Raw genomic sequence first — 12,842 nt, 5'->3', positions numbered from 1 at the left:
CGGCGCGCGCCGCCTGCGCCGCTGCCGCGCCCAGCGCGACCGCTCTACCGACCGCAGCGACGACCACCTGGCCGACGCCGCGGCCCACGGCCAGCAGCGGGACCGCGGCGACGCGCACGCCGTCCGCGACCCACCCGAGCAGCAACCGCGACGCGATCGGGGGCGCGCGAGCGCCGGGCTGCCCGGTCCGACCCGACCGCACGGACCCGGCCGCCCCGGCCACGGCACCCGTGGCCGGAGCGACCCCGGTCGCCGGGCCGTCCACGACCCCGACCGCTCCGGTTCCCCGGCTGCCGGCCGCGGTGGCCGCGAGGATCGCGGCGCGGTCCGCCACGAACCGCTCCAGCTCCTCGCGGTGCCGCTCGTGGTGGGCGGCGTCGACCGGCTGCCCGCTGAGGTGGTCGTCGCGCTCGTGCGCGAGGACCCTCTCCCAGGTGCCGGCCAGCTCCATCTCGGCCAGCTTGTCGGCGGTCACCGCGATCACGTGCAGATCGTCGGTGTGCCGCCAGCTGAACGCGTGGAGCCGCCGGACGGCGTCCGCCGCCAGGTACGGGTCGATCCCCACACCGACCAGCTCGTCGACGAGCCGGGCGGGGTCGACCACCAGCAGCCGCTCGTGCGGCCGCAGGCCCAGCCGCGGCGGTGCCCGCGGCTGCGCCGCCCCCGCGACCCACCCGGCCAGCTGGTCGGCCCCGACCCGCAGCAGCGCGCCGAGGACGAGGTCCGAGAGGGCCGGCGAGAAGCCGCCGATCGCGAACGCACCGCCGACACCGCCGGTGGCGCCGCCGTACGTGGCGCCGCGCAGCCGCGCCGAGGGGCCGGGACCCCAGATCGGGCCGGGGAACAGCGGTCCGGGCGCCACCCGCAGCCCGCCGGCGCGCAGCTGCCCGGAACCCTCCAGCCCGCGGTCCGGCTTGCGCAGCCGCACCACGTCGGCGTCGAAGACCAGCAGGAACGCGTCGACGTCGACCGGCGCCAGCACGACGGGGTCGCCGACCGGCACCGCGACACCGCGGCGGACCTTCTGCTCCTGCAGCGTCACGGTGATCCGGGCGACGGTGCGCAGCGTGGAGGCCTTGCCCCTGGCGTAGAGGCTGGCCTCGCTCCGGGCGCCGTGGGAGGTCGAGGTCCCGCGCGCGCCGCGCTGCCCGAACGAGGCGTTGGCGCTCACCCCGGATCCCCCGGTCCCGACCTCGGGCCCGCCCACCACGGGCAGCTGGAACCCGACGCTGGCCAGCACGCTGGCCAGCGACTGCAGCCGGTCCACGTCACGCAGCTCGACCTCGGTGCGACCGTCGACGAGCACGCTCTCGGCGAACAGCTCGGCGTTCAGCCGGACGTCGATCTTGTGGTTCGAGCTGCCCTCGACCGGCACCGCGCCCACGCTCATGCCCTGCGGGCTCGCGATGACGGGCAGGAACGCGCTCAGCACGGACGGGGCCAGGATCTGGCCGAGGATCCACTCCTGCATCAGGGTGGTCGGCCCGAGCTTGGGGTGCCCGGCCAGGTGGGCCACCAGCGCGTCGGGTCGCACGTCGGCCACCGCGGGCCGGGGCATGGTCATCGGCAGCCGGTCGTCGAGGCGCTGCTGCCGACCGACCGTGGTCGTCGTGCGCGCCCGCACCAGGCCGTCCGGGATGAGCCGGATGATGCTGCCGGTCAACTCGTCCTCGGCGGGCGTGCCCCGCACGCCGTCCGGCCCGGTCCTGGTCACCGAGATCTCGATGTACAGGCTCTGGCGCACCTCGTCGGCGCCCTTCCACGTCGAGTACCCCTTGACCCACGTGGATTGCGTGGCCTGCGTGCCCGCGCTGCTGCGGTCACGGCCGACGCCACCGCCGAGCCCCGGAGCCACCTCCTGGTCCAGGCCGCCCGGCACGACGTCCGTGGCGCCCGAGGCCCCACCCTCGACGCCCCGGAACCAGTTGCGCACGATGGTGAGGACCCACTCCACGTAGCCGTAGAACTGGCCGCCGATGCCGACCGTGTCCGTGCGGCCGACCATCCGCGGGTCGGCGCCGAACCGGGCCTTGATCCGGACGAACATCCGCTCGTCCGGGTCGACCTCGCCGGCGGCGTTCGGCACCGGGACCATCAGGATCAGGCCCTTGGCGGTGAGCATCCGGTTGAGGTGGCCCAGCCAGCGCTGCCCGCCGACCTGGTCGACCAGGTAGTTCCACACGTTGTCGGAGCGGTCGAGCAGGCCCGGCTCGAGCTGCTCCACCAGGCGCTCGAGCGTGGCGAACAGCAGCGCCCGCTTACCGGCCCGGTCGTTGAGGTTGTATCGGACCACGACCGACTCTTGCTGGCCGTCGAGGTGCGGGGCCGTGATGTCGACCGGCAGCTCGTCGGCGGTGAGGTCGCGGGCGACCCGCTGCACCTCGGCCATCGCCACCCGACCGGCCGGCAGCGCCGAGCCCGGCGGCAGACCCGCCTGCTGGCGCATGTCGATCTCATCGCGCACCTGCCCGGCGAGGTAGTCGGCGAGCTGCTGCTCGTCGTGCGGCGGCAGGCCGGTGAGCGGCGTCGTGGCCGCCGAGCGCTGGTCCCAGTACCTCTCCAGCAGCAACCTGGTGGTGCGCAGGTCGAACAGCAGGTCGCCCTTCAGCATCCGCTCGACCGCGTCGGCCACCAGGCCCAGCGGCAGCCCGGTCGCCGGGTCGTTGAGATCGCCGTGCGCGTAGCGGACGAAGGTGTCGCGCTCGGGGAGCGCGTACTGCACCAGCGCGGGCACCTGCCCGGTCCACTTCGTGGCACCGCTGCCGACCTCGGCCGTGATCGTCAGCTCGAGCACGAACACCTGGTGCTTGCCCAGCTCGATGCCCAGCGACTCGAAGCCGGCGATGATCGTGGACGTCCACGAGTAGGCCCGGCCGACCGCACGCGCGAACGCGGCGCGCAGGTTCCACTTCCCCAGGGTGACCTGGCTGCCGCCGTACCCGACCGAGAACTTCGCCGAGCGGGACGACGACCGCGCATGGGTCACCGACTGCGAGCTGAGCGTGAGGTTGATCGCGCCGCTGAGCATCTGGCCGTCGGAGGTGCGGGTGGCCACACCGTCCACGGCGCCCAACCGGACCGGGATCCTCCGCGTCTCGCCGGTCACCGACCGGGCCGTCACCGACGTCCGCATGCCGTGCTCGAGGAGGATCTGCAGGTTGCCGCGCAGCCGGTCGACCGCGGCGAACTGCCGCAGCTGCATCCACTCCTCGGCCTCCACGTGCCAGCCCGGGCCGAGCCGGCCGGTGACCGCCGCCTGCAGCAGCTGGTACAGGTCGACCCGCTCGGAGCTGGTCGGGGTGACCACACCGACGTCCATGTTCAGCGGCACCAGCCGGCTGAGGTCCTCCAGCGGGAGCTTGCCCGACGCCTTGCCGGGGTAGGGCTTCTCGTCGGGCATGAGGTCGGCCGAGACCATCAGTGACGACGTGAAGGTCCCGTTGGTCAGCACGTCCCGGCGGCCGTCCGGGTGGACCAGCGTCACCGTGTAGCGGCTCACCGCCCGGAAGCCCGCGGTGGAGGCCATGCCCTCGGCCAACCGCACGTCGTTGACGGTGTTGCCGATCCCCATCGTGATGGTCCGACTGCCGCCGAGGTCGCCCCGCAGCCCGGGCGAGGCCGTCGACTCGGCCTGGGTGCCCGCCGTCGCCGGGTCGGTGTCCTCGCTGAGCGGCAGGGTGCGGGCGACCTCGGCGGCGCCGGTCACCGAGCGCCCGGCGCCGAGCACCGTGCTGGACGTGTGCGAGGCGATGTCGAGGTCGGGGTCGACCCAGCCCTGGGAGTGCCCGTCGTAGGAGCGGGTGCGGTCGATGCCCGCCCAGAGCGTCTCGAACGCGACCTCCACCTCGTAGCGGTCGTTGTTGCGCGGGTCGATGAGCGGCGTCGTGATGCCGCTGACGGCCTGGTTGTACCCGGTCTCCCAGCGCGCGGGCCGGAACAGCGCGTCCAGCTTCAAGCCGTTGCCGACCTGGGTCTGGATGAGCCCGGCCGTCCCGGTCCCGCCCACCGTCGGGCGCAGCAGTCGCAGCCGGCGCAGCCCGCGCACGACCACCCGGGTCCCGGCCCGCAGGTGGCCGATCCCGGTCCGGACGGGTCCGGCGGCGGCCGCCGGCAGGTGCTGGGCGGCGCGGTCCGCGCGGATCAGCGTCCGCGACGCGTCCCCGTCGGTGCCCGGGGGCGCCAGCAGGTGGCGTCCCGCCAGGGCGGCCTCGGTGGCGGCGCGCGCGGCGAGCACGTCGTCCCACGGGACGTCGCGGACCAGGGCGTGGCCGGTCGTGGTCAGCTGCCCCGGCCCGTCACCCAGGGTCTCGGGCAGCTCGGCGAGGCGGCCGGGGGGCGGGTTGGAGTCCGGCGCGCCGTGCAGGATCAGCTCGCCGTTCGGCCCGGTGGCCTGCACGGCGGCCGGGTCGATCGGCAGCCCGTACATGAGAGCGTCGAGTTCGCCGATCCGCGCGACGAGCGTGATCTCCCGCTTCACCTCCACCGGGGTGCCGCCGAACGGCGTGACGGTCACCGTGACGACCACCGGGATCGAGTAGCCCTGGGAGTGCCGGGCGTGCCGGTTCACCCCCACGCGGATCGCGGTCTCGCTGTTGCCGAGCGACACGGTCTCGGTGCGCGACCAGCTCCCCTCGATGCTGAGCCTCTCGGGCAGCCAGCGGGCGAACGGACCGAGCAGGAACCGGAGGAACTGCGTGACCGCGTGCAGCCCTTCCGCGGTGAGCGCGGCCGCGATCCCGAAGGTGCCGCCGCGGGTGCGCGCGGCCGACACAGACTTGCTGAGCGAGGAGAACCAGACGTGCAGGTCCTCCAGCAGCTCCCGGGTGCTGCGCCGACCGACCAGCTCCGCGGCCGCACGGTCCACCACGGCGGTAGCCGTGATCTTGGCGGCCGGCCGCCCGCGCCGGTCGTTGAGCTCGGTCCCGATGCCCTTCGGGTCGTTGGCCGCGATGTGCAGCTGCGGGACCAGGTCGCCCATCAGGAAGGCGTGCAGCTGGGCGCGCGGCAGCTCGCTCAGACCCTGCTGGGCGCGCGGCAGCGTGGCGGCGGTCCCGTCGATCAGCTCCGCCATCCCGTCGGCCCGGATCGGCACGTAGGCCGGCATCTTGTCGGTGCTCGGCGGATTCATCCGTACCCAGCTGCCGCGCGGCGGACCGCGCTCGCTCCAGGCGTGCGAGAAGAACATCCGGGCCTCCCGCGCCGGCGCGGACGTCGGCGAGGCGGCCGGTCCGGGACCGGCGGTGACGACCTGCGGCGCGCTCCAGCCGTCCCGCGGGCCCGAGGTGCTGGTGCGGACCGCGGCCCAGAGCTCGACGCTCCCGGCGTAGGCGTCCAGGCCGTTGCGGTTGTTGGACACGCTGCCACCGACGTGGTAGCCGCCGGCCGCACCGGACGACGAGGTGGTGCGCGCCCGCGACCAGCTGCGCTTCGTCCGCAGCGTGATCCACTGGCCGAGGCCCTCCGGCTCGCCGCCCAATGCCGCGGCGACGAGGATGTCGCCCTCGAGGGTGACCCCGAACCGCTGGGCCTTGCCCTGCGAGGAGTTGACCGTGTTCCCGCCCTGCGGCAGCGCCGCGAGGATGGTTTCGGCGGGCTCCTGGCCCCAGGCCTCCGCCGGGTCGGTCACCTCCAGCAGGTCCGCGTCGATCCGCAGGACCAGCTCGCCGCCGACCCGGCGGTGCCGCCACCACCGGCCGGGTACCGGGTGCCGCGGCACCGTCAGCACCAGGCCGTTCGGGCGCGTTCCGGGCACTTCGGCGGGTACCGCGGCCTGGTTGAACTGGGCCCGCACCCGCGCCTCCAGCACGTCCGGGCTGAACCGGTACCCCAGTCCTCGGCTGCGCAGCAGGTCGTTGACCTTCTCGGTCGCCTCCTCGAACGGCAGGAACCGGCCGACCGGTCGGGCCGCGGCCAGCACGTCGATGCCGGGGCGGCTGGCCAGCTGCGCGGTCCGGTACTCCGCCACCGCCGCGTGCACCGTGGCCACCAGGGTCTGGAGCGACGCGGTCGTGGGCGCCGGGCCGGGCCCGACGACGAGCGCCGCCGCCAGGTCCTGGTAGGCCGTGATCGCCGCGTCCAGCTTGGCCTTCACGACGGCGTAGGCGTCACGCGTGCGCGTGACGCGGGCCAGGTCCTCGTCGGCCTGGACCTCTTCGGCGAGGGCCTTGCGCACCGCCTCGGGTTGGGTGCGGTCCAGCTTCGCCCGGGCGGCAGCGGTCGCGGTCCGGGTGCTGGTGACCCGGCCGTTCGCCTTGTCCCGCAGCGCGTCCTTCGCCGCCAGCAGGCGAGCGGCGGCCGGCGCGGCCGGCTGCAGCGCCGTCAACCCGGCCTCGGTGAGGGTGCGGAGCCGGTCGAGCTGCGCCCCCGACGGTGCCGGGGTGGGCGTCGCGGGTACCGGCAGCGCACCGACGGCGGCGACCAGCTCCGCCGCCGCCGGCACCGCGTTGCCGCGCAGGGCCGCGTGCTGAGCGGCGGCGACCTGCGCGGCCGGTTCGTGCATGTCCAGCAGTGCACGGCCTTCGGGGGTGAGGGTGCCGCGGACGTGCTCGGCCGGCACGGTCTGGCTGAGCAGCTGCCTGGTGACCAACCGGATCGCCGGGCCGGTGGCGGGCTCTGCGGCGCGCAGGGCCGCCAGCTCGTCGAGCACCGCGACGACGGGCACCGCGCTCTCGGCGTACGCCGTCACGGCCACCCACGCCGTCATCGCCTGCACGCGCAGCAGCCTGGGGTTGTTGTGCGCGGCGATGCCGGTCAGCCACTGGCCGACGTTGGCCACCCAGCCGTTGGTCAGGTCGAAGGGCTCCCGACCGGATCCGCTCACCACGACCGAGCCGTCGATCTGCCAGTCCAGCTGCAGCCCGCGGCGACCGGCCTCGGCGACCAGCGCGCGGAACCCGGCGCCGATCCCGGCGGTCTCCGCCTCGAGCTCGGCCAGCTTGGCCCGAGCCGCGCCCACCCCGGACGACGTCCGCGGGTCCCGCCACAGCGCGTCGACCAACTGCTCGAGCTCCGACGACGCCGTACCCGAACCGGATCCGGGGTCGGTCGCGTTCTGCAGCCGCTCCAGCGCGTCGACACGGGCCGCGGTCAGCTGCACGAGCTCGACCGACCAGCCCGCCGCACGCGCCACCCAGCTGCGGCGCACGCCCTTGGCCGCCGCCCGCAGGACGTGCTCGGCCAGGTCCTTGCGGGCCTGCGCGTCACCGGCCCAGTCCAGGTCGCGGCGCTGCGAGTACACGCGCACGAGGAGCCGGATGCGCTTGGCGCCCGCCACCGCCTTGGCGCGGATCGCCTGCCCACCCGCCGTGAGCCCGGCCGTCACCTTGCCGGCCAGCGCGGAGAGCGCAGCCTTGCCCCACCGAGCGCTGACCAGCACGACCAGGACGGCGCCGACCACGATGGCCGCGTTCGTCAGCAGGTGGGACACGTCGATCGGCAGGCCGCCGATGGCCACCACGGGGTCGGCGGGCGTCGCCGACGGGCCGTCCACCGGGGCGGCGTGGGCCTTCCCCCCCGCCAGGCCCGGTGCGGTGAGCACCATGGCCGCAGCCACGACGAGCGTCGTGGTCCCGCGGGCGACATGCGCCCACGCACTGGTGGTCCCGGACGGAGGAGCGCGCGCCCCGATCGCCCGCGCCATCCAGCGCAGCACCGCGACGCCGCCCGCCACGGCCTCGCCGATCGCGGTGAGGGCCGCAGCCGTCCGGCCGGCCGCCGCCGTGCCTGCCGCGTCCGCCCCCGATCCGGAGGCCGAGCCGGCACCAGCGCCGCCGTTCAGCACGTTCCGCAGGCCGCCCGCGGTGGTCGAGCCACCGTTCGAGTCGGTCCCGTGGTCCACCGACGAACCGGTGGTGTCCGGTGTCGGTCGTGCTCCGGCGGTCTGCTGACCACCGGATGTGGAGGTGCCCGTACCGGCCGGGGGCGGGATGCCGGACGTGCGGAACCCGTGCTGGTAGCCGTGGCCGGGCGCGGCCGGGCGCGGTGCGGACTCCGCCTGCTGCCCGGCCGGGACCGGGGCGCCGTCGGGCTGCACGCCGTCCGGCGCAAGGCCGCCGCCACCACCGGTCGCGTTCGCGAGGACTGCCGAGACCGCTCCGCTGGGCACCAGCGGACCGGTCGGGCCACCGGGACCGGTCGGACCACGGGGACCCTGAGGCCCGTTCGGCCCGGCAGGGCCCGGCGGAGCGGGGCCGCCGTGGGGGCCGAGCGGTCCGCCCGGGAGGGTCGCCGCCCGCAGGAAGCCGCCGAGCGCGGTGGGACCGATGACGGTCGGGACCGAGCCGACCACGGTGACGCCGACCAGGACCGGATGACCGGCGGCGTCGAGGACGAACAGCGGGGCACCGGCCCGCGCACCGGGCGCCGCACCGGCGGCGGCGACCACGGCCGTGGCGGCGGCCAGCGCGGCCACCCCGGTCGGCGGAGCGCCGACCGTGACCACGGGGTGCGCCGGCGCGTCCACCGGAACCGACAGCAGCACCAGCCCGGCCGCCCCCGGTGAGCCCGGTGCGGCTCCCGGGCGCGGGAGCACGTCGGCGGCGGTCACCCTGCCGAGCTCGGCCTCCACCGCCACCGGTCCCGGTGTGTGCACCATGGCCGGCAGGGTCGTCGCACCCAGTGCGACGCGCAGTTGGTCGCCGGGCGCGAAGCCGGTCCCGGTCAGCACGTAGGCGCGGCCGTCGCGGACCTCGACGACGGTGCCGACGGCCAACCGTCGGGTGCCGTCCGGCGCGGTCGCGGTGATCCGGACGACGCCGGGCGGCGCGGTCGCGATGGGGTCGGCGGCGTCGCGCAGCACCGTGGTTCCGTTGGGCCCGCGGTCGACGCGCAGCTCCTGCCCGCCGACGGTCAGCACCCGGGGCGCGCTCTGCTGGGCAGCGAGGGCGCGCAGCGCCGCGCCCAGGCGCCGGCGGTCGGGGGCCGACCAGCTCAGGTGGTTGTCGATGACGAAGTTGGCGATGATCCCCGCCGTGGTGGCCGGTCCCGCGCTGCCGGCGCGCAGCAGTGACTCCACGGCCGCCGCGGTCGCCGGGTCGCCCAGTCCGGTGGCGAGCAGCTCGTAGACGTCGGTCACCACGCCGGCCGGCGCCCCCAGCTGCTCGACGCCGTCGAGGCGGGCGGACAGCTCCGGCCCGATCCACGTCTGCAGCGCGCGCCCCGCGGCGCCCTGGGGGCGCTGCTGGGTGAGCCCGGTCAGGGTCGCGAGCAGCGCGCGGAGCTGGCGCTCCTCGAGCCCGGTTCCGTACATCGCCGCGCCGCCGTTGGCCTGGGTCGCGATCTCGGCTGCCTGGATGCGCTGCAGCAGGGACACCGCACGCCCCGCGACGGTGCCGACGGTTCCCGAAGGCCCCCACGCCTGCCCGCCCGGCCGGCCGAGCACCTCGATCAGGTCGGCACCGCGCGCGATCCGGTACAGCGCCTCGGTCGCCGCGTCCAGGCCGCCGTCCAGCGGGGCGCCGGGCCGGAGCGCGGTCTCGACCAGGGACTCGATCCGGGCGATCTCCGCCGGGTCGACCCCGAAGGCGGCGACGGCACCGCGCTCGGCACTGGCCGACGGCGCCTCGACGACCGCGGGACCCTCGGTTTGTCCGGTGAGCCCGCGGTACTCGGCCAGCTCGGTGGCCATGCCGTCGGCGATCCGGCAGACGGCGGCGCAGCTCTCGTGCAGCGCACCGGGATCAGCACCCTTGGCGACCGCGCCCTGGGCCGCGACCAGCGCCTGGCGGGCGGTCGCGAGCTCGGTCTCCAGCGCGGCGATCCGACCGGCCGACTTCGCGACCGCGGCGTCGGCGGCGGCCTCGGCGGCCGTCCGACCGGCCGCCGGGAGGCCTTCGATGCCGACCTCGCGCACCACTTCGGTGGCCGCCGGGTCGCGCCCGTTCAAGGTGCGTGCGAGCCGCTTGTCCATCTCCCGGGTGGCCCGCGCGACGGCCCGCTCGATCAGCGGCTCGATCTCCGGCGGCGAGATGGGCTCAGCGCTGTCCTTGTACCTCTCACGCAGCTTCCCGATCGCCTTGGCGTCGCCGTAGCGGACGAGGATCGGGTCGTCGAGGCTGAGGATCTGGCCCGCGGTGCCCGGGTCGCGCTGGCGCCCGGCGCGGCCGTAGGCCTGGCGGATCGCCCGGGTGGACTCGAAGAGCGACGCCACGACGACGTCGAGGCCGCCGGCCCCCCGGGCGTGCGTGCTGAGACCGATGTCGGTTCCGCGACCGGCCCGAGCGGTCGCGACGGTCACCGCGTTGGCCGCACCCGCCCCGTCGATCGCGGCCTGCTCGGTCAGCAGCCGGTGATCCAGCGCGTTGATGACATCGGGCCGGACCCCGCGCCGTTCCAGCGCCGCCGCGAACGCCTCCGACGCCGCGGGCGTGCGGAAGACCGTCAGCTGCGGGCGACCGTCCGCGCCGACCTCGGAGGCCCGCTTCACCAGCGCGTTCTGCCAGGCCTGCTTGCTGGCGTAGACCTGGGTCGGCTGCTCGACGAGGCGGGTCGCCGCGTCGCGCGGGATCGGCACGACGTCCAGCCCGTACAGCTTCGAGAACTGGGCCGCCGCCTCGGCCGCGGTGCCGGTCATGCCGCCCACCGCGTCGTAGCCCTGCAGGTACTGCTGCATCGTCAGCTCGGAGACGGTGCGCTGGCCGCGCCCGATCGGCACCCCGAGCTCGGCTTCGAGCGCCTCGTGCAGGCCGCCGCCCCAGCGCTGCCCGGCCAGCGCCGAGCCGTTGAGGTTCTCCAGGATCTGCGCGCGGGTGCCGTCGGCGACCTTGAAGTCGACGTCGCGCAGCAGCTGCCGCGCCCGCACCGCGTTGACCAGGTCGAGGCGCTGCTGCTGGTCGAGCCGCTGGCCGGTGCGCCGCTCGATCGCGCGGAACTGCGCGTTGCTGATCGTCGTCTGCTGGCGCGGACGGACCGTGAACTCCCCCTCGCCCAGGCCGTGGGCCAGGTCCCTCGCGGTCAGCAGATCGCCCCAGCGGGCCTGGCCGACCGGCGTCGCGAGCCGGTGCGGGCTGCCGCCCCAGTCCAGCAGCACCATGTCGGCCTCGTCGACGAGCGCGTAGTTGCGCGCGCCCTGGACCTTGCCCTGCGCGGGCAGGTAGGCGTCGTTGAGCTGGTCGAACAGGAAGTCGCTCGCCGAACCGATGGTGACGTCGGCCCGGTAGGCGGCGCGGCGGGCGGCGAGCGACTGGCCCTCCTGCAGCAGCCCGACCGTGCGCCCCAGGGGCTTGGCCAGCTCGGCGTACTGCCGGGCGGCCACCGCGGCCAGCTCGGGGCTGCTGGTCAGCAGGTGCATCCCGCCCCGACCGTTCATCGACCGACCGAGCATGACCAGCTCGGCCACCGCCGACTTGCCCTGGCCGGTGGCCAGCTCGGCCACCACCCCGCGGGTGCCGCGCACGAGCCCGCCGCCCTCCAGCGCGCCGTCGAGCACGACCGCGGCCGCCAGCTGGTTGTCGTGCATCCGGTGGCCGCGGGTCCGCAGCTGCTGCTCGGCGACCAGGGCGATGCGCTCGGCGGAGGACAGCGGCACGCCGGCGGCGGCGTCGTCGCGGAGCCGGGCGTAGGCGCCGTCGTCACCGAGCTCGGACCAGACCTCCTTGACCTCGTTGATCCGTGGGCGCAGCGGCTCGAGCTGGCGGGCGCTCTCGATCTCGTGGCGGATGATGGCGGGCTGCTCGGCGACCTTCGTCTCACGCGCCGCCGTCACGCGGGCCCGCAGGTCGGTGAGGCCCTGGCGGACGACCGGGTCGGTGGTGCGCTCCAGCTCGGCGTCCAGCCACTCCTGCTGCGCCCGCTGCGAGGCGGCGAGGTCGCGGTCGCCCCGCGCGGCGGCGGCGAGCCGGTCGGCCGCCGCGAGCTCGGCCTCCAGCATCATCACGTCGGGGGCGTCCGCGCCGGCCGGCCGAGTGGACCCGCCGTCGACGGGACGGGTCTTCGGGGTCTCGCTGCCGACCCGCTGGACCCAGGTGGAGCCGACACCGTCCTGGACGATCTCGAACGGAACCGGTGCCGTGGCGGCGGGGGTGGCGTCCGCGGCCGCCTTCGCCGCAGCCTCGTCGAGCGCCGAGCGGACAGCGGCCTCGTCGGTGCCCAGCCGCCGGTTCAGGCTCGTCATCAGCACCGGCTCGTTGCCGTGGGCGACCAGGGTGGCGTCGATGCGCTCGACGAGCGGGACGGACTCGTCGGCGGCCCGCTCGCGGGCGACAGTCGCCTCGGTCAGCGCCTCGGCCACCGCGGCTGGCAGTGTGATCTTGGCGGCGCCGCGCGCGGCCATCGCGGCCTGGTCCGCCTGCACCGTCCGGATCGCCTGCGGGTAGCGGGCGATCCGCGCGGCCAGCACCGGGTCGCCGCCGGCGCCCTCCAGGTACCGGGCCGTCCGGTCGGCCATCGCCTCGGCGATGGTCGCCTCCGGCGCCGTCCGACGCACCCCGAGGTCCTGGTAGGCGGCGGCACGGCCGTTGCGCCCGGCCCAGCCGTTGCGCACGGTCACGCGGGCGGTCTCGGCCACGACCCCCAGTCCGGTCGATGCGGAGGACAACCCGGTGGAGACCCTGCTCCAGACCGGGGCGGTCGGCAGCCCGCTGATGTACCCGCCCAGCGCCCGCATGCCCGCCGCCTTGGCGCCGGCACCCGCCGCCTTGGCCAGCGGCGCGGCCGCCACCCGCACCCCGATCGCGGCGACCCGGGTGGTCCCGGTGAGGAGCCGGAACGGGGCGGTCGCCGCGGTCACGACCCCGCCGGGGATCCGGCTCGCCACGTCCAGTTGCCGCGCCCGCACCTCCAGCCGCTGCGCGGCCGCCTGCACGGCGCGCCCCTCGGCGCTGCGCGCCAGGTCGCCCGGCATGCCG

At 75.9% G+C, this 12,842-nt stretch carries 1 protein-coding gene; it reads right to left on the bottom strand.

Features of this window, described 5'->3' with window-relative positions:
• A partial coding sequence (locus tag KIK08_RS32685; RefSeq protein ID WP_491063191.1) for a preprotein translocase subunit SecA occupies positions 1–12,842 on the bottom strand: 12,842 nt, incomplete at both ends.

Origin of the sequence: Pseudonocardia lacus, assembly GCF_018531445.1 — a bacterium.
Taxonomy (GTDB): domain Bacteria; phylum Actinomycetota; class Actinomycetes; order Mycobacteriales; family Pseudonocardiaceae; genus Pseudonocardia; species Pseudonocardia lacus.
Note: the sequence above shows the minus strand (reverse complement) of the source record. Positions and strands in the feature narration are given on the sequence as shown.